This is a genomic window from Corallococcus exercitus, from assembly GCF_003611585.1.
GTDB classification, from domain to species: Bacteria; Myxococcota; Myxococcia; order Myxococcales; family Myxococcaceae; genus Corallococcus; species Corallococcus exercitus.
The window spans coordinates 1-18,858 of the sequence record NZ_RAVW01000081.1; the positions used below are offsets into that span (position 1 = coordinate 1).

Sequence of the window (18,858 nt, forward strand, 5' to 3'; positions counted from 1 at the left end):
CCCCTGGACGCCGCCCTCCCCCCGGACGTGGCCGACCCGAAGGCTGCCCTCGAGCAGTACGCATCCTTCGCGGAACGCCTCGTGGCGCTGCTCCACACGCCGGTGCCCTCCGTCTTCAAGATGTCCCCCGAATCCCTCACGGACATCGACCACCACTTCTGGAGGCAGACCTTCCCGGACACCTTCGAGCGGCACAACATCGACGCCGTCGCGGTCCCCGCCGTCGGGGCCTACCTGGGTGAAGTGCTGGTCCGGCACCTGGGCGGACAGTGGCTTCCACGCAAGCAGTGGATGGAAACCCAGGTCCGCGTCGGTGATCGCGTCTGGTTGCCCTTCGTCCGCGCCCACCGCTACATGCAATCCACCCAGTCCCTGCTGGACCACTCCCTCACCCAGCTCTACCGCGTCGCGGAACGCCACTCCCGCTGAGCCCCCGCTACCGGGACGGCGGCTTGAGGTCGTCCGGCAAGCGGTCCAGCGGCGGGCGCTCCAGTGCCCCCGGCCGCTCCACACCGGAGGCCGTGCCCGCGTCCTCTACGATGGTGCCCGCGTCGCTCTGCCCCGTGGGCGGCGTGACGGGCTTGTCCGAACAGCCGGCGAGGACGCCGACGCACAACACGAAGAGCCAGTGGCGCATGGTCGCTGTCTCCCGTCCCACGCTAGTACTTCACCCAGATGACCGTGCCCGGGTGGATCTGCGTGAGCGCGGTGACGCCCTGCTCCTTCTCGATGAGCGCCTGCGTGACGGGGTTGAAGCTGTACGCCTGCGTGCCGGACCAGACGATGAGCGCGTCCTTGAACACGGTCAGGTCGTGCACGTGCTCCCCCACCGTGTACTGGTTCCAACCCGGCAGCCGCGAGGGCAGCAGGTACAGCGACGGGGCCGGGTTCTCCGCGGGCTCCGTGCCCGCGTCCCCGTCGTGGCTGTGCTCGCCCCCGGCCGTGCCGGACCACTCCACCACCGACTCCACGCCGGCCGGCGTGCGGCACGTCTGCGTCGTGGGGAAGAACACCGTGGTGAACGGCTTCGCGGGCAGCTTCATCCGCAGCCCCAGGTGGAAGAAGTGCGTGTCCGCCGCCGTCACCTCGCCCGTGGGCCGGGTCCACGTCACCGCCGTCACGTTGCCGGAGGCGTCCTTCTCCACCTCGGCCTTGCCGAAGACGGAGTCCACCGGGTGCACGCCCGTCACGCCCTCCGGAATCCGGACCCGCATCTTGTACGTGTCCGCGCCGTCACAGCCGTGGCTCACCGTGAAGTCCGCCTCGAAGGTCGCACCGGCATAGGGAGGCGTGGCCCCCGCCACCGCCGCGTGCGCGAAGGCCGTGGAGGACAGCAGCGAACCCGCGACGACGCACAGCGGCCCCAGGGGAAGCTTCATCACGTGACTCCAGGAAGGAAGGAGCAGCCCGGATAGCAGCCTCCCCGGAAGCGGCCGCTGCGGTCATTTGTCGCAGCGCCCGCGCCGGACACTCACGGCAGCGCGATGCGCCCCGGAGCGCCCTGGGTGCCCTGCTCGGTGTGACAGGTGTTGCAGTCCCCGCTGCTCTGCGGCGTGACCATCGTCCGCGACGTGCCATCCGGCCCCACCAGCCGCGCCCGGTACGGCAGCGGGAAGGACGGCTGGAGCGTCGTGGACAGGAAGTTGCCCGCGGCGTTCGGCACCAGCGTGAGCCGCACCTGCCCCTCCGCGTCCAATATCTCCACCTTCACCCGCGAAGGCTCCGGCAGCCGCGCATCACACCCGTCCTTCTCGTGGAGCGTCGGGAACACCGTGCCCATGACGTAATACGCCAGCGTGGGCGCCTGCCGCAGGTGACAGCTCCGGCAGGCGTAGCCCGGCGCCATGGTGGGCCCCGTGTCTCCGCTCGACTCGGTCCAGATGCTCCCGCTCGCGCACGTCGTCGGCGCGGGCCCCGCATCCACGCCCGCCTCCATGCCCGCGTCCACGACGCGGGCGAGCTCCGGCTCCACGGAACAGCCTGGCGCTCCGCACAGCAGCGCAATCCCCATCCACCGCGTCACGTCACGAACCGGCCTCGGCATGGCTCACGCTCCAAAAAGCCGCCTCTACCATGCGCGTCGCGGGCCCCCCCTGCGGCACAAGCGCGCAGGAGCCGTGTCGGACCTGCCCCGTATCCTCCGGATACACACTCCAAACAAATCCAAGGAATTCCATTTTCACTGACAATCCCAAGACTCAAGCAATAACCCCGCGACTTCGCCGTAGCAGGGAGGCTGGGCGCGGGCGGACCCATACACTCCGCGTGTTCCCGTCACGTGATCCGATGTGTCACGTTTATACGGGCATCACACGCAGTATCCCGTGAACAGGGGAGGTCCCCGGGTTTCCGACCTTGGGGGTCGTTTGAATGTTCCTCCGTTCGCGCGATGAAGAGATTCGCGGCCCCGACGCTCTCCGAATTCCGTCACCATGAAATTCGCACCCTGCCCCGCTCCTGATTCACGAGCCCTCCGCCGTGCCCGGGGCCCGGCAAGGCTCCAATGTGGGTGGGGGGGATTGCTCGCGCGCGCGCCAGACGATACATGCGCGAGACAACGCCCCTTCACGGCGGGTGCTGCTTGCGACTGACCTTTTGAAACCGTGTCTTGCCGGGAGACGCCTTCACCCCGGCCCCTGAATCCGCGTCTCCGTGCTCCCCGTGCACGGAACACCCCCGCCTCCCAGGAGTCGCGTTCATGCCCACTGGAACCACGCCCGGTTCTTCCCAGGCCCCCGACTTTGCGTTTTCCACTCTGGTTGAATTGCTGCGCGTCCGCGCAACCACCCAGGGCGACCGTCGCGGCTTTACGTTCCTGCTGGACGGGGAAACGGACGAAGCGCACCTGACGTACGCGGAGCTGGACCAGAAGGCCCGCGCCATCGCGGCGGCGCTCCAGGCGCGTGGGGCCCAGGGGCAGCGGGCGCTGCTCTTGTATCCGCCCGGGCTGGACTACATCGCCGGGTTCTTCGGCTGTCTGTACGCGGGCGTCATCGCGGTCCCCATCTATCCGCCCGACCCCATGCGTCTGGCGCGCACGCTGCCGCGCCTGCTGGCCATCAGCCAGGACGCGCAGGCCACCATCGCCCTCACCACCGACTTCATCTACGGCATGGGGGAGATGCTCTTCGAGCAGGCGCCGGAGCTGCGGGAGCTGCACTGGATCGCCACGGACACGCTGGACGCGGAGGTCGCCGAAGGCTGGAAGGACCCCGGCGTGGCCACGGACACGCGGGTATTCCTCCAGTACACGTCCGGCTCCACGTCGTCGCCCAAGGGCGTGGTGCTGACGCACGGCAACCTGCTGCACAACTCGAAGCTGATCCACTCGTGCTTCGGGCACTCCACGCAGAGCCAGGGCGTCATCTGGCTGCCGCCGTACCACGACATGGGCCTCATCGGCGGCATCCTGCAGCCGCTGTACGGCGGCTTCCCGGTGACGCTGTTCTCGCCGGTGGACTTCCTCAAGCGCCCCATGCGCTGGCTGGAGGCCATCTCCCGCTACAAGGCCACCACGAGCGGCGGTCCCAACTTCGCGTTCGACCTATGCGTGCGCAAGTCCACGCCGGAGGAGCGCGCGCGGCTGGACCTGAGCCACTGGGACCTGGCCTTCAACGGCGCGGAGCCCATCATGCCGGACACGCTCCGGCGCTTCGCGGAGGCGTTCGGTCCGCAGGGCTTCCGCTCGGAGGCCATCTATCCCTGCTACGGCCTCGCGGAGGGCACGCTCATCGCCTCCGGCGGTGACAAGCGCGAGCTGCCGGTGCAGCGCACCGTGGACGGCGGCGCGCTGAAGGACAACCGCGTGGTGGCGAAGGAGCCGGCGAGCCCCGGCGCCCAGACGCTGGTGGGCTCCGGCCGCAACCTCACGGACCAGCGCCTGGTCATCGCGCATCCGGAGACGGGCGCGCCGCTGCCGGCGGGCCAGGTGGGTGAGATCCGCGTCGCCGGGCCCAGCATCGCGCAGGGCTACTGGGGCCGCGAGGAGCAGACGCGGACCACGTTCCAGCAGCCGCTCGCGGGCACGGGCGACCCCACGCCGTTCCTGCGCACGGGCGACCTGGGCTTCCTCGCGGACGGCGAACTGTTCGTCACCGGCCGCCTGAAGGACCTGATCATCATCCGCGGGCGCAACCACTACCCGCAGGACATCGAGCGCACGGTGGAGTCCAGCCACCCCGCCATCCGCCCCGGCTGCACGGCGGCGTTCTCCATCGAGCAGGACGACGAGGAGCGCCTCATCGTCGTGACGGAAGTGGACCGCCGCGCGGTGGAGCGCGACGGCGTGGACCTGGACGCGCTGGCGCAGGGCATCCGGCAGGCCGTCGCGGCCGGGCACGACCTGCAGGCCCAGGGCGTGGTGCTGCTCGGGCCGGGCGCCATCCCCAAGACGTCCAGCGGCAAGATCCAGCGCTTCGCCACCCGCGCGGAGTACGTCGCGGACACGCTGGAGGCGCTGCACAAGAGCGTCATCGCCGCGGCTCCGGTCCAGGCCCCCGCGGCCCCCGCTTCCTCGACGACCCAGGCCGCCACGCCCGAGGCCGCCGCCGCGCCCGTGGGCCCGGACACCAGCATGCTGCTGAAGATGCTGGCGGTGGTGCAGGACCCCACCGCGCGCCGGGCCATGGTGGCGGTGTTCCTCCAGGAGCAGGCCGCGCAGGTGCTGCGGCTGCCCACCGCGCAGGTGGACGCGAACAAGCCGCTGCATGCCTACGGCGTGGACTCGCTGATGGCGGTGGACTTCAAGAGCGCCGTGGACGCGGGGCTGGGCATCGACCTGCCGCTGTCGGACGTGCTCCAGGGCGTGTCGCTGTCGAAGCTGGCGGAAACCGTGGTGACGCTGCTGTCGGCGCCCCCGTCCCAGCAGGCCTCGAACGCGGTGGCCGCCTCGTCCGCCACCGGTGACGCGCCCCTCTCCGGCGGACAGCAGGCGCTGTGGTTCATGCACCAGCTCGCGCCGGACAGCGCGGCCTACCACGTGCCCGTCGCGGTGCGCGTGCGCGCGGGGCTGGACGCCAACGCGCTGAAGGGCGCCTTCGAGGCGCTGGTGGCCCGCCACCCTGCCCTGCGCACCACGTTCGTCATGGCGGCCACCGGCCCCGTGCAGCGCGTGCACGCGGAGCTGCCGCTGGACTTCACCACCACGGACGCGAAGGGCTGGAGCGACGCGCAGGTGGCGGAACACCTGTCCGCCGAGGCCCGCCGCCCGTTCGACCTGGAGAAGGGGCCGCTGCTTCGCGTGCGGCTGGTGTCGCGGTCCTCCGAGGACCACGCGCTGCTCATCTCCATGCACCACATCGTCACCGACTTCTGGTCGCTGGCGGTGATGGCGGAGGAGCTGGACGCGCTGTACCCCGCGCTCAAGCTGGGCAAGCGGCCCGCGCTGGCGCAGCCCGCGCGCACCTACGCGGACTACGCGCGCTGGCAGGCGGAGATGCTCGCGGGGGCTCGCGGCCAGGCGCTGGAGAAGTACTGGCGTGAGCAGCTGTCCGGCACGCTGCCGGTGCTGGACCTGCCCACGGACCACCCGCGTCCCCCGGCGCAGACCTTCAACGGCCACGTGCACACCACCCGGCTGGACGCGACCGTCGCGAACGCGGTGAAGACGCTGGCGCGCGAGCACGGCGCCACGCCGAACATGGTGCTCCAGACGGCGTTCCAGGTGCTGCTGCACCGCTACACCAGCCAGCAGGACTTCACGCTGGGCGTGGTGAGCGCGGGCCGCGGACGCGCGGAGCTGGCGGGCATCACGGGCTACTTCGTCAACCCGCTGGTGGTGCGCACGCGGCCCTCCCCCACCCTGTCCTTCACGGACTACCTGGCCCAGACGCGCCAGACGATGCTGGGCGCGCTGGAGCACCAGGACTATCCGTTCAGCGCGCTGGTGGACCGGCTGCAGCCGGTGCGTGACCAGAGCCGCTCGCCGCTGTTCCAGGTGATGTTCGTCTACCAGCGCGCCTCCAAGCTGGACGAGCGCGGCCTCACGCCCTTCGCCCTGGACATCCCGGGCGCGAAGTCCACCGTGGCGGGCCTGCCCATCGAGTCGCTGGTGCTGTCGCACGGCGGCGCGCAGTTCGACCTCACGCTCACCATGGGCGAGGCGGACGGCGAGCTGGTGGCCTCCTTCGAGTACAACACCGACCTCTTCGAGGCGGGCACCATCGAGCGCATGGCCGGGCACCTGGCCACGCTGCTGTCCGGCATCGCCGCGCAGCCGGGCCGCGCGCTCGCGGGGCTGCCGCTGCTCACGCAGGCCGAACAGAAGCAGCTGCTGGAGACCTGGAAGGGTCCGCGCGTGCCGCTCACGCAGGCGGACATGCTGCCCGCGCTCTTCGCGGCGCAGGTGGCGCGCACGCCCGACAACGTCGCGGTCCTCTTCAAGGACGCGCAGCTCACCTACCGGGAGCTGGACGCTCGCGCGGGACAGCTGGCCGCGTGGCTGCGCGGCGCGGGCGTGAAGCCGGGCGACATCGTGGGCATCTGCCTGGAGCGCTCGGTGGAGACGCTGGTGTCGGTGCTGGCCGTGATGGCGGCGGGCGCGGCGTACGTGCCCATCGACCCGGCCTACCCGTCCGAGCGCGTGGCCTTCATCCTGGGCGACACGCAGGCGCCGGTGCTGCTCACCCAGTCCTGGCTCCAGCGCACGCTGCCCGCCGGCACCACCGCTCGCACGCTGTTCGTGGATCAGCCGCTGGACGGCGCGCTGTCCTCCGCGACCGCCGCGACGGTGGCGGCCGGGGACCTGGCGTGCCTCGTCTACACCTCCGGCTCCACCGGCCAGCCCAAGGGCGTGATGCTGGAGCACGGGGGCCTGGCCAACCTCGTCCGCTCGTTCGTGGAGTCCTACGCGCCCACGGCGACGGACCGGATGCTGCCGCTCACGTCGGTGGCCTCCGCCAGCTTCGTGGGTGAAATCCTTCCGCTGCTGTGCACGGGCGGCGCGCTGGTGCTGCCCACCGAGGAGGAGATCCTCGACCAGGAGAAGCTCTTCCAGCTCATCACCCGCCACACCGTCAGCATCGTGAGCACGGTGCCCGCGGTCATCGCCGGGCTCAACGCGCGCCTGGAGCACCTGCCGCCGCTCAAGCTGGTGCTCTCCGGCGGCGAGGCGCTGGTGGCCAGCGACGTGGAGAAGCTGCTCGCCACCACGCCGGTGGTGAACGGCTACGGCCTCACGGAGACGACCGTGTGCTCCACCTACCACCGCATGGCGGTGGAGGACCTGCAGGGCCACGCGTGGGTGCCCATCGGCCGGCCCGTCATCAACACGGACGTGTACGTGCTGGACGCGGAGCGCAACCTGCTGCCCGTGGGCGTCGCCGGTGAGCTGTACGTGGGCGGCCTGGGCGTGGCGCGCGGCTACTGGAAGCGGCCGGAGCTGACCGCCGAGCGCTTCATCGCGGATCCGTTCCATGCCGGCGAGCGCCTGTACCGCACGGGCGACCGCGCGCGCTGGCTGCCGGACGGCGTGCTCACGTTCCTGTCCCGCGCGGATGATCAGGTGAAGATCCGCGGCTTCCGTATCGAACTGGGTGAGGTGGAGGCCGCCGTGCGCCGCCACCCCGCCGTGAAGGAAGCGTTCCTGATGGCGCGCGAGGACTCGCCCGGGGACAAGCGGCTGGTGGCGTACGTGGTGCTGGGCGAGCCCGCGCCCACGCACTCCGACCTGAACACCTTCCTCGCGGAGGCGCTGCCGCCGTACATGCTGCCGTCCGCGTACGTGCCGCTGTCCGCGCTGCCCCTCTCACCCAACGGCAAGGTGGACGCGAAGGCGCTGCCCGCGCCGGAAGGGGCGCGGCTTGCGTCCGGCGTCGCCTACGCCCAGCCGCAGAGCGCGGTGGAGCGCAGCGTCGCGGCCATCTGGGCGGCGGTGCTGAAGGTGGAGCGCGTCGGCCTCAACGACAACTTCTTCGAGCTGGGTGGCAACTCGCTGCTCATCGCGCAGGCGCACCGGCGGCTGCGGGAGGAGCTGGGCGCGGACCTCGCGCTGGTGGACATGTTCAAGTTCACCACGGTGAGCGCGCTGGCCCAGCACCTCGCGAACAAGGGCGAGGACTCGGGCGCCGCCTCCCAGAAGATCAAGGACGAGGCGGAGCGCCGCCGGGCCGCCCAGGCGCGGCGTCAGCAGGCGCGCGGCCGCGGCAAGTAACGAACGACTTTCAGGCACACCCCAGGTTTCGAAGGACGGCTCCATGAGCACTGACACCCCCGAAGTGGATGGCATCGCGGTCATCGGCCTGGGCGGCCGCCTTCCCGGCGCGAAGACCATCGCCGAGTTCTGGAAGAACCTCACCGGCGGCGTGGAGAGCATCACGTTCTTCACCGACGAGGAGCTCATCGCGGAGGGCGCCGACCCCGCGATGGTCCGCGCGCCCAACTACGTGAAGGCCCGCGGCACGCTGGGCGACACGGATCAGTTCGACGCGGCCTTCTTCGGGATGAACCCCCGCGAGGCGGCGCTGATGGATCCGCAGCACCGCGTCTTCCTGGAGTGCGCGTGGGAGGCCATGGAGAGCGCCGGCTACAGCCCGGAGCGCCAGCCCGGCCGCGTGGGCGTGTTCGGCGGCATGAGCATGAACACGTACCTGCTCTCCAACCTGTACTCGCACCTGGCGCACGTCGCGTCGGTGGAGAGCCTCCAGGCGTCCATCGGCAACGACAAGGACAGCCTTACGACGGAGGTGGCGTACCGGATGGACCTGAAGGGCCCGGCCGTCACGGTCCAGTCCTCGTCCTCCACGTCGCTCACCTGCATCCACTACGCCTGCCAGAGCCTCCTGTCGTTCGAGTGCGACATGGCGCTGGCCGGTGGCGTGTCCATCCACTTCCCGGAGAAGGCGGGCTACCTCTACCACGAGGGTGGCACCACGGCGCCGGACGGCCACTGCCACACCTTCGACGCGGAGGCCGCGGGCTTCGTCGCGGGCCACGGCGCGGCGGTGGTCGCGCTCAAGCGTCTGTCGGACGCGCTCAAGGACGGCGACACCGTCTACGCGGTGGTGCGCGGCTCGGCGGTGAACAACGACGGCTCGCAGAAGGTCAGCTACATGGCCCCCGCCGTCGCGGGGCAGGCGGAGGTCATCGCGCTGGCGCAGGCGGTGGCGGGCGTGGATCCGGACTCCATCGGCTACGTGGAGGCCCACGGCACGGCGACCAAGGTCGGTGACCCGATTGAAGTCGCGGCGCTCACGCAGGCCTTCCGCCAGGGCACGGACAAGAAGAACTTCTGCGCGCTGGGTTCGGTGAAGAGCAACATCGGCCACCTGGACTCGGCGGCGGGCGCGGTGGGCTTCATCAAGGCGGCCCTCACGCTGCACCACAAGGTCATTCCCCCCAGCCTCAACTTCAAGACGCCCAACCCGGCGTGCGACTTCCCCAACAGCCCGTTCTACGTGAACACGGAGCTGCGCGACTTCCCTCGCGGCGGGACGCCGCGCCGCGCGGGCGTCACGTCGCTGGGCATGGGCGGCACCAACGCGCACGCCATCCTGGAGGAGGCGCCGGAGCTGCCCGCCACCGACAAGGCCCGCCTGCCCGCGCAGGTGGTGCTGCTGTCGGCGCGCACGGAGAAGTCGCTGGAGGTCGCCACGGACCGGCTGGCCGAGCACCTGCGCGAGAATCCCCACGTGGACCTGGCGGACGTGGCGTACACGCTCCAGCTGGGCCGCAAGCGCTTCGGCAAGCGGCGCGCGGTGGTGGCGCGCACCACGGCGGAGCTGGCCTCCGCGCTGGCGGAGCGCACGCCGGGCCGCGTGTTCTCGGGCACCGCGGAGAACAGCGGCCGTCCGGTGATGTTCATGTTCTCCGGGCAGGGCTCGCAGTACGTGGACATGGGCCGCGAGCTGTACGAGACGGAGAAGGCCTTCCGCGCCCAGGTGGACACCTGCGCGGAGAAGCTCAAGCCGCACCTGGGCCTGGACCTGCGCACGGTGCTGTACCCGTCCGCGGAGTCGAAGGAGCTGGCGTCGGAGCGCCTCAAGCAGACGGGCCTCACCCAGCCTGCCCTGTTCGTCATCGAGTACGCGCTGGCGAAGCTCTGGGAGTCGTGGGGCGTGACGCCGCACGCGATGGTGGGCCACAGCATCGGTGAGTACGTGGCCGCGTGCCTCGCGGGCGTGTTCACCCTGGACGACGCGCTGGCGCTGGTCGCCGCGCGCGGCCGGCTGATGCAGTCGCTGCCCGCGGGCTCCATGCTCGCGGTGTCGCTGCCGGAAGAGCACGTCACGCCCATGCTGCCCGAAGGCCTGTCCGTGGCGGCGGTGAACAGCCCGGCCACGTGCGTGGTCGCCGGCCCCACCCCGCTCATCGACGCGTTCGTGGAGACGCTGAAGCTCCAGGGCCTGGCGTCCTCGCGGCTGCACACGTCGCACGCGTTCCACTCCGCGATGATGGACCCCATCCTGGATGCCTTCCGCGAGGCGGTGCGCAAGGTGGCCCGGAAGGCGCCGACGAAGCCGTACCTGTCCAACGTCACCGGCACCTGGGTGACGGCCGAGCAGGCCACGAGCCCCGACTACTGGGCGAAGCACCTGCGCGGCGCGGTGCGCTTCGCGGACGGCGTGGCGGAGCTGATGAAGGAGTCCGACGCCATCCTGCTGGAGGTGGGCCCGGGCAACACGCTCGTCACGCTGGCGCGGCAGCACCCGGACAAGGGCGCGAAGCACGCGCTGATCAACTCGCTGCGCCACCCGAAAGAGCAGGTCGCGGACCTGGACCACGTGCTGGCCACGCTGGGCCGGCTGTGGCTGGAGGGCGTGGAGGCGGACTGGGACGCGTTCCGGGGCGGGGAGAAGCGCCGCCGCATCGCGCTGCCCACGTCCCCCTTCGAGCGTCAGAAGCACTGGGTGGACCCGCGCAAGGAGACCGCCGCCGACGGCGAGCGCTCCGAGTGGGCCTCCGCGGACCAGAAGCAGCCCGTGGCCCGCTGGTTCTACCTGCCGTCGTGGCAGCGCGCGCTGCCGTCGCCGCAGGGCGCCTGGAGCGAGAAGAAGGCCACCTGGTGGCTGCTGCTCCCGGACGACTCCACCGAAGGCCTGGGCGCGCGGCTCGCGCTCAAGCTGGGCGAGGCCGGCCAGGACGTGGTGCGCATCACCCCGGCCGCCGTCACCGCGAAGCACGACGAGCACCACTGGTCGCTCGCGCTGGGCGGCGAGGCCACCGTGCTGGAGGCCCTCACCGCGCAGGGCCGCGCGCCGGACCACGTGCTGCACCTGGGCACGCTGGGCCTGGGTGACGCGCACGGCGAGGCGGACTTCGAGGCCGCGCTGGGCAAGGGCTTCCTGGGCCTGCTGTCCCTGGCGCAGGCCCTGGGCCGTCAGCCCGGTACGCGTCCCGTGTCGCTGGTCGCGGTGACGAACCGCATGCAGTCGCTGGGCGACGAGGCGCCGAACCCGGAGCTGGCCACGGTGCTGGGCCCGGTGCGCGTCATTCCGCAGGAGTACGGCCACCTGTCCGCGAAGGCCGTGGACGTGCGCCTGCCGCCGTCCGGCAGCTGGCAGGAGACGGCGCTGGTGGAGTCGCTGCTGTCCGAGGCCGCCACGCCGTCCAAGCTGGAGACCGTCATCGCGTACCGGGGCGGCGCCCGCTGGGTGCAGCACTTCGAGCACGTGCCGGCGGACGCGCCGCGCGCCGCACAGCTGCCGCTGCGTGACGGGGGCGTGTACCTGCTCATCGGCGGCTTCGGCACGCTGGGCTTCTCCCATGCGAAGTCGCTGGCGAAGCGCGCGAAGGCGAAGCTGGTGCTCGCGGGCCGCACGGCGCTGCCGGAGCGCTCGCAGTGGGACGCGCACCTCGCGGCCCATGGCGAGGACGACGCCGTCTCCCGCCGCATCCGTCAGGTGCGCGAGCTGGAGGCGCTGGGCGCCCAGGTGCGCGTGACGTCCGTGGACGCGGGCAACAAGGCCCAGGTGAAGGCCGCGGTGGACGAGGCGCTCACGCACTTCGGCACGCTGAATGGCGTGGTGTTCGCGGCGGGTGACGTGGGACAGGCGCTCTTCCGCGCCATCCCGGACACCCGGCCCGAGGACGTGCGCGACACCTTCCACGGCCGCGTGCGCGGGCTGTACGCGCTGGAGGAGGCGGTGCGCGGACGCTCGCTGGACTTCTGCGTGCTGTCGTCGTCGCTGGCGGCGGTGCTGGGCGGCCTGGGGCTCGCGTCGTACTCGGCGGCCACGTCCTTCATGGACGCGTTCGCCACCAAGCAGGCGCAGACGTCGCCGGTGCCGTGGATGAGCGTGGGCTGGGACGCGTGGCAGTACGAGTCCCGCGCGGGCGGCGCGCAGAGCCCGTTCGGCGCGCTGGCCATCACGTCCGCGGAGGGCGAGGACGCCTTCGAGCAGCTCTTCCAGCTCGGCGCCGTGTCGCACGTGGCCGTGTCCACGAGCAACCTGCGCGCCCGCGCGCGCAAGTGGGCCCAGCCGGCCGCCTCGCAGGAGAAGGCGGAGGCGAAGCAGGAGGCGGGCTCGTCCCTGGGCACCACGCCCCGGCCCACGCTCCAGAACGCCTACGTGCCGCCGCGCGACGCGCTGGAGGAGAAGATTGCCCACCTGTGGCAGACGACGCTGGGCATCGACCAGGTCGGCGTGCACGACAACTTCTTCGAGCTGGGTGGCAACTCGCTCGTCGGCGTGAAGCTGATTGCCCGCGTGCGCGAGCAGTTCGGCGTCGCGCTGCCGGCCGTCACCCTCTACGAAGGCCCCACCGTGGGGGCGCTGGCCAGGCTGCTCAAGGCCGCCAGTGGCACCGAGGACACGGAACCCGCGCCCGAGGAGACCGAGGCGCTCAGCCGCGGGGAGCGCCGCCGCGCGCGCCGCGCGAACCGTCAGGGCGACGCCTCCTCCGACGAGGAGTAGCCGTCCCCTCCCCCACCTTTCGCTGCCCGAGTACATCCCATGTCCGCTGACACGAACATCGACGCGCAGGCCATCGCCATCGTCGGCATGGCCGGACGTTTCCCCGGCGCCCCCGACCTGGCCTCCTTCTGGAAGAACCTGCGCGACGGCGTGGAGTCCATCCAGCCCGTGCCCGACGCGGAGCTGGAGAAGCTGGGCGTGGACCCGGTCCTGCGCAAGGACCCGCGCCACGTGAAGGCCAGCGCCGCGTTGGCCGGCATGGAGCTGTTCGACGCGGGCTTCTTCGGCTTCACGCCCCGCGAGGCGGAGCTGATGGACCCGCAGCACCGCGTCTTCCTGGAGTGCGCGTGGGAGGCGCTGGAGAAGGCGGGCCACACGCCGGAGGGCTTCGACGGCTCCATCGGCGTGTTCGCGGGCGCGGCCACCAACACGTACCTGGTGTTCCACCTGGTCCCCAACTTCGACCAGCTGAGCGGCATGGACCAGGTGCAGATCGACGTGAACAACGGTGGCGACTTCCTGGCCACCCGCGTCGCGTACAAGCTCAACCTGCGCGGCCCCAGCTACTCCATCACCAGCGCGTGCTCCACGTCGCTCGTGGCCACGCACGCGGCCTGCCAGAGCCTCTTGAATGAAGAGTGCGACCTGGCGCTCGCGGGCGGCGTGTCCGTGCACGTGAAGCACCCGGAGGGCTACCCCTTCGTGCCCGGCGGCATCGTGTCCCCGGACGGCCACTGCCGCGCGTTCGACGCGAAGGCGGAGGGCACGGTGTTCGGCAGCGGCGTGGGCGTGGTGGTGCTCAAGCGGCTGGCGGACGCCATTGAAGACGGCGACCACATCCACGCCATCATCAAGGGCAGCGCCATCAACAACGACGGCGCGCTGAAGGTGGGCTTCACCGCCCCCAGCGTGGAGGGCCAGGCCACCGTCATCACCGAGGCCCTGGGCGCCGCGGGCGTGGCCCCGGAGACCATTGGCTACCTGGAGGCGCACGGCACAGGCACGAAGATGGGCGACCCCATCGAGGTGCGCGCGCTCAACAAGGCCTTCAAGTTCCGCTCCGCCGCGGCCAAGGCGGCCCCGCCGAAGATTCCGGTGGGCTCGCTCAAGAGCAACATCGGCCACCTGGCAAACGCGGCCGGCGTCTCCAGCCTCATCAAGGCCGTGCTGACGCTGGAGAACCGGCAGATTCCGCCCAGCCTCCACGTGTCGGAGGTGAACCCGGAGATCCCGTTCGCGGGCGGTCCGTTCTTCGTCAACACGAAGCTCACGGACTGGCAGGCGAACCCCAAGCACCCGCGCCGCGCGGGCGTGAGCTCCTTCGGCGTGGGCGGCACCAACGCGCACATCGTGCTGGAGGAGGCCCCGGCCCTTCCGGCGTCCGGTGCGTCCCGGCCCGCGCAGCTGCTGGTGCTGTCCGCGAAGAGTGACGCGGCTTTGGACGCGGCGACGAAGAACCTGGCCGCGCACCTGAAGGCGCACCCCGCGCAGGCGCTGGCGGACGTGGCCTTCACGCTCCAGACGGGCCGTCAGGCCATGGCGAAGCGGCGCGTGCTGGTGTGCCGCGACCGCGACGACGCGATGGCCGCGCTGGACGTGGAGGGCAGCCCCCGCCTGTGGACGAACACGCCGGACGTGCACGAGCGGCCGGTGGCCTTCCTGTTCCCCGGCCAGGGCTCGCAGTACGTGGGCATGGCGCGCGACCTGTACGCGTCCGAGCCCACGTTCAAGCGGCACCTGGACGCGTGCGCGGACAAGCTGACGCCGCACCTGGGCCTGGACCTGCGCACCATCCTCTTCCCGGAGGCCTCCAAGGCGGAGGCCGCGACGCAGGCGCTGACGCGCACGGAATTGACGCAGCCCGCGCTCTTCGCCGTGGAGTACGCGCTGGCGAAGCTGTGGATGGCCTGGGGCGTGAAGCCCTCCGCGATGCTGGGGCACAGCATCGGTGAGTACGTGGCCGCGTGCCTCGCGGGCGTGTTCACCCTGGACGACGCGCTGGCGCTGGTGGCCGCGCGCGGCAAGCTGATGCAGTCCCTGCCCGCGGGTTCCATGCTGTCCGCGAAGCTGGAGGAGTCCGCGCTCAAGCCGCTGCTCCCCGCGAACGTCAGCGTGGCGGCCGTGAACGCGCCGGGCTTTACCGTCGTGGCGGGCCCCACCGACGCGGTGGACGCGCTCCAGGCGAAGCTGGAGGGCCTGGGCGTGGAGGTGTCGCGGCTGCACACGTCGCACGCGTTCCACTCCGCGATGATGGACCCCATCCTCGCGCCCTTCACCGCGCGCGTGCGGCAGGTGAAGCTCAACGCGCCCACCCTGCCCTTCCTGTCCAACGTGACGGGCACCTGGATTGAAGCGGCGCAGGCGACCGACCCGAACTACTGGGCCACGCACCTGCGCCAGGCCGTGCGCTTCTCCGCGGGCCTCCAGGAGCTGTCGCGCAAGTGGCCGCAGGCGGCCCTCTTGGAAGTGGGCCCCGGCACGGTGCTCACCACGCTCTCGAAGCAGCAGCCGGGCGCGGAAGGCCGCGTGCTCATCGCGTCCACACGCCACCCTCGCGAGCAGACTCCGGACCTCCAGGTACTGCTGGGCGCGCTGGGCCGGCTGTGGCTGGGCGGCGTGACGGTGGACTGGAAGGGCTTCGCGGCGAACGAGCAGCGCCGCCGCGTGCCGCTGCCCACCTACCCGTTCCAGCGCGAGCGCTACTGGATCGACGCGAAGCCGCTGGGCGGGGGTGCCCGCACGGACGCGCCCGCGTCGCTGGCGAAGCGCGCGGACGTGGCGGACTGGTTCTACGCGCCGTCGTGGAAGCTGTCCCCGTTGCCCAAGGCGAAGGACGCGGCGGGCGCGGGCTGGCTCGTGTTCGCGGACGACACCGGCGTGGCGGACGCCCTGGCCCCGAAGCTGGGCGGCGACGTCTTCCGCGTCGTCCCCGGCGCGCGCTTCGAGCAGCGCCCGGACGGCACCTTCACGGTGGACCCGGCCCACCGCGACGACTACTGCGCGGTGCTGGAGGCGTTGAAGAAGCAGGGCCGCGCGTTCGAGAACGTGGTGCACCTCTGGAGCCTGTCGCGTGAGCCCACCTCCGCGCAGAAGACGCTGGACCTGGGCTTCCACAGCCAGCTGTTCCTCGCCCGCGCCCTGAGCCAGACGGGCCACCTGGATCCGCTCACGTGGTCCGTGGTGACGAGCCGCTCCGCCCGCGTGGAGCAGGCGGACGCGCAGCTGCCGGAGCAGGCCCTGCTGGTGGGCCCCACGCGCGTGCTGCCGCAGGAGTACCCGAACCTCGCCTGCCGCTTCGTGGACGTGGTGCCCGGAGACGCGGGCGCGGTGGCGGACCGGCTGGCGGCGGAGCTGCGCTCCGAGGTGCGTGACAGCGTGGTGGCCCTGCGCGGCCGCCAGCGCTGGGTGCAGACCTTCGAGCCCCTGCGGCTGGAGGCGGGCGGCCCGGCCGTGCTGCGCGACGGCGGCGCGTACCTCATCACCGACGGCCTCACCGGCATCGGTCACGCGCTGGCGTCCGAGCTGGCCACGGCGCACCAGGCGAAGCTGACGCTGGTGGAGTCCACGGACTTCCCCAGCCGCGCCCAGTGGACGGCCTGGATGGAGAAGCACGGCGTCCAGGACGCGGTGTCCCAGCGCATCCAGCGCGCCCTGGCCCTGGAGCGCACGGGCGTGGAGATGCTGGTGCTGCCCGCGGCCCTCACCGACGTGGAGGCCATGCGCGGCGTGGTGGAGACCTCGCTGGCGCGCTTCGGCCGCATCGACGGCGTCATCCACGCGGCGGGCGGCATGCAGGGCGCCACGCTGGGCACCATCGCGGAGACGGGCCCGGAGAAGTGCGACTGGCACTTCCGCCCGCAGGTGCACGGCGTGCGGGTGCTGGAGCAGGTGCTTCCCAAGGAAGGCCCCGCGTTCTGCCTCCTCGTGTCGTCGCTGTCGTCCGTGCTGGGCGGCCTGGGCCAGGTGGCGCAGGCCTCCGCCAGCGCCTTCATGGACGCGTTCGCGGAAGTGCACGCGGACGGGTTCGCCTACCCGTGGCTGAGCGTGGACTGGGACGCGTGGCAGTTCGCGGACGCGCAGGCCATGTCGGAGCTGTCCCCCGCGCTGGCGCAGTTCGCCATCCAGCCCGAGGAGGGCCTGGAGGCGCTGCGCCGCGTGCTGTCGCACGGTGAGGGTGGCCGGCTGGCCATCTCCACCGGCAGCCTGGCCGCGCGTCAGCGTCAGGGCCCGCGCGCCGCGAAGACGCAGAAGGGCAAGAAGGACGCGGCGAAGGGCAAGCACGCTCGTCCCGCCATCCTCACGCCCTACGCCGCGCCGCGCACGGAGCTGGAGAAGACCGTCGCGGGCGTCTGGGAGCAGGTGCTGGGCATCGACGGCATCGGCATCCACGACAACTTCTTCGAGCTGGGCGGCCACTCGCTGCTGGCCACGCAGCTGCGCAATCACATCCACGCGGTGCTGAAGGTGGACCTGTCCCTGCGCGGCCTCTTCGAGACGCCCACCGTGGCGGGCGTCGCCGGGCGCGTGGAGCAGGAGCTGGGCAAGCGCGCGGCCTCCACGGAGAAGCCCATCGCAGAGCGCCTGCGCACCGCGTTCCCCACCGAGCGCCCCGCGCTGCTCACCGAGTACCTGCGCCACCACATCTCCGAGGGGCTGCGCATCCCGCTGGACAAGCTGCCCGCGGACGGCAGCCTCAAGGGCTACGACCTGCACGCGCTGGGCGCGGAGCTGGAGTACGACCTGCGGCAGGACTTCAAGTTCCAGCTCTACCCGCACGAGGTGCAGGCGCACCCGTCCATCCCGGAGCTGTCGAAGTACCTGCTCGTGGAGATGGACCGCCTGCAGGATCCGCAGCGCTTCGCGGAGAACAAGCCGCTGTCCGCGTACCCGCTCAAGCCCTACCGCGCCCAGGTGTCCGGCGTGCAGCGCACCAACACGGCGAAGAAGAACCCGCCCATGGTGTTCGTGCACTCCAGCCCGCGCGCGGGCTCCACGCTGTTCCGCGTGATGCTCGCGGGACACCCCCGGCTGTTCTGCCCGCCGGAAGTGAACCTGCTCTTCTTCGAGGGCATGCGCGAGTGGCGCGAGAACATCGGCTTCGGCTCCGAGATGGAGTGGACCACGGGCGGCCTGCAGTGGGCGCTCATGGAGCTGGAGAAGCTGGACTCGCCCGCCGGTGCCGCGCTGGTGGACCGGCTGGTCGCGGACGACGTGTCCGCGCAGGACGTCTACCGCCGCCTCCAGGAGAAGTCCTCGCCCCGGCTGCTCGTGGACAAGACGCCCACGTACGCCATGGACGTGGAGACGCTGGAGCGCGCGGAGCGGATGTTCGAGGGCAACAAGTACATCTACCTCTACCGCCACCCGCTCCCGGTGATGGAGTCCATCCTCCGGATGCGCTTCGACCGCCTCTTCGCCGCCGGCCTCTTCGGCGACGCGGACGTGGACCCCTACGTGGTGGCGGAGACGGTGTGGGCGCTGTCCAACCGGAACCTGCTCAACTTCTTCGACGGCATCGGCCGTGAGCGCTGCCACTGGGTCCGCTACGAGGACCTGGTCGCGGATCCGACGAAGGTGATGACCGGCGTGGCCCACTTCCTGGGGCTCGAGTTCGACGAGCGCATGGTCCAGCCGTACGACGGCAAGAAGGACCGCATGATGGGCGGCCTGGGCGACCCCAACATCCTCCAGCACCAGGGCATCGAGAAGAAGATGGGCGAGTCCTGGAAGCGCATCAAGTGGCCCCGCGCCTTCGATGCCTCCACGCACGCCGTCATCGAGCGGCTGGGCTATTCCGTGGAGGGCGCCACTCCCGCGCCGGCCCCCGTGGCCGCGCAGGTGGTGACTCCCGCCGCGAAGCAGAAGGTGACCGCGGCGGAGGCGGAGAAGCTGCTGGAGAACATGGACCAGCTCTCCGACGAGCAGGTGGCGGAGCTGCTCGCGGTGCTGGAAGACGCGGGCGGCGGTGACGGTGGTGGCAGCAGCGGCAGTGAGGACGCGGCCTGAA

At 71.5% G+C, this 18,858-nt stretch carries 6 protein-coding genes and 1 pseudogene; 4 read left to right on the plus strand and 3 right to left on the minus strand.

Annotation, left to right across the window (positions count from 1 at the left end; all coding sequences use genetic code 11):
• Nucleotides 1-429, plus strand: a pseudogene (locus tag D7W79_RS12850) (hypothetical protein); the annotation flags it as partial.
• A gap of 7 nt (nt 430-436) precedes the next feature.
• On the opposite strand, the gene D7W79_RS12855 reads toward D7W79_RS12850, so the two are convergent.
• From D7W79_RS12855 to D7W79_RS12865, 3 genes are all read right to left on the minus strand, one after another.
• Nucleotides 437-637, minus strand: coding sequence for a putative periplasmic lipoprotein (locus D7W79_RS12855; RefSeq protein WP_120525663.1), 201 nt, complete (start codon nt 635-637; stop codon nt 437-439).
• Between the two features lie 22 nt (nt 638-659).
• Complete coding sequence (locus tag D7W79_RS12860; protein ID WP_120525664.1) at nt 660-1,379, minus strand: YcnI family copper-binding membrane protein; 720 nt, start codon at nt 1,377-1,379, stop codon at nt 660-662.
• 92 nt (nt 1,380-1,471) lie between these two features.
• Nucleotides 1,472-2,044: a hypothetical protein gene (locus tag D7W79_RS12865; RefSeq protein WP_147441908.1), complete on the minus strand. Its 573-nt coding sequence runs from the start codon at nt 2,042-2,044 to the stop codon at nt 1,472-1,474.
• A gap of 720 nt (nt 2,045-2,764) precedes the next feature.
• Here D7W79_RS12865 and D7W79_RS12870 point away from each other — a divergent pair.
• From D7W79_RS12870 to D7W79_RS12880, 3 genes are read left to right on the plus strand one after another with little or no spacing between them, the layout of a single operon-like run.
• On the plus strand, nt 2,765-8,149 hold the full coding sequence (locus tag D7W79_RS12870) for a non-ribosomal peptide synthetase (RefSeq protein ID WP_158616954.1): 5,385 nt from the start codon (nt 2,765-2,767) through the stop codon (nt 8,147-8,149).
• Nucleotides 8,150-8,192: 43 nt separating this feature from the next.
• Nucleotides 8,193-12,851 (plus strand): type I polyketide synthase, encoded by a 4,659-nt coding sequence (locus tag D7W79_RS12875; protein ID WP_120525667.1) that lies wholly within the window; start codon nt 8,193-8,195, stop codon nt 12,849-12,851.
• 39 nt (nt 12,852-12,890) lie between these two features.
• Nucleotides 12,891-18,857 (plus strand): type I polyketide synthase, encoded by a 5,967-nt coding sequence (locus D7W79_RS12880; RefSeq protein ID WP_120525668.1) that lies wholly within the window; start codon nt 12,891-12,893, stop codon nt 18,855-18,857.
• The last annotated feature ends 1 nt before the right edge of the window (nt 18,858 follow it).

Coding starts and splice junctions, on each gene's coding strand:
- D7W79_RS12865 (WP_147441908.1), bottom strand. CDS start 2,044: ATGCCGAGGCCGGTTCGTGACGTGACGCGGTGGATGGGGATTGCGCTG.
- D7W79_RS12855 (WP_120525663.1), bottom strand. CDS start 637: ATGCGCCACTGGCTCTTCGTGTTGTGCGTCGGCGTCCTCGCCGGCTGT.
- D7W79_RS12875 (WP_120525667.1), top strand. CDS start 8,193: ATGAGCACTGACACCCCCGAAGTGGATGGCATCGCGGTCATCGGCCTG.
- D7W79_RS12880 (WP_120525668.1), top strand. CDS start 12,891: ATGTCCGCTGACACGAACATCGACGCGCAGGCCATCGCCATCGTCGGC.
- D7W79_RS12860 (WP_120525664.1), bottom strand. CDS start 1,379: ATGAAGCTTCCCCTGGGGCCGCTGTGCGTCGTCGCGGGTTCGCTGCTG.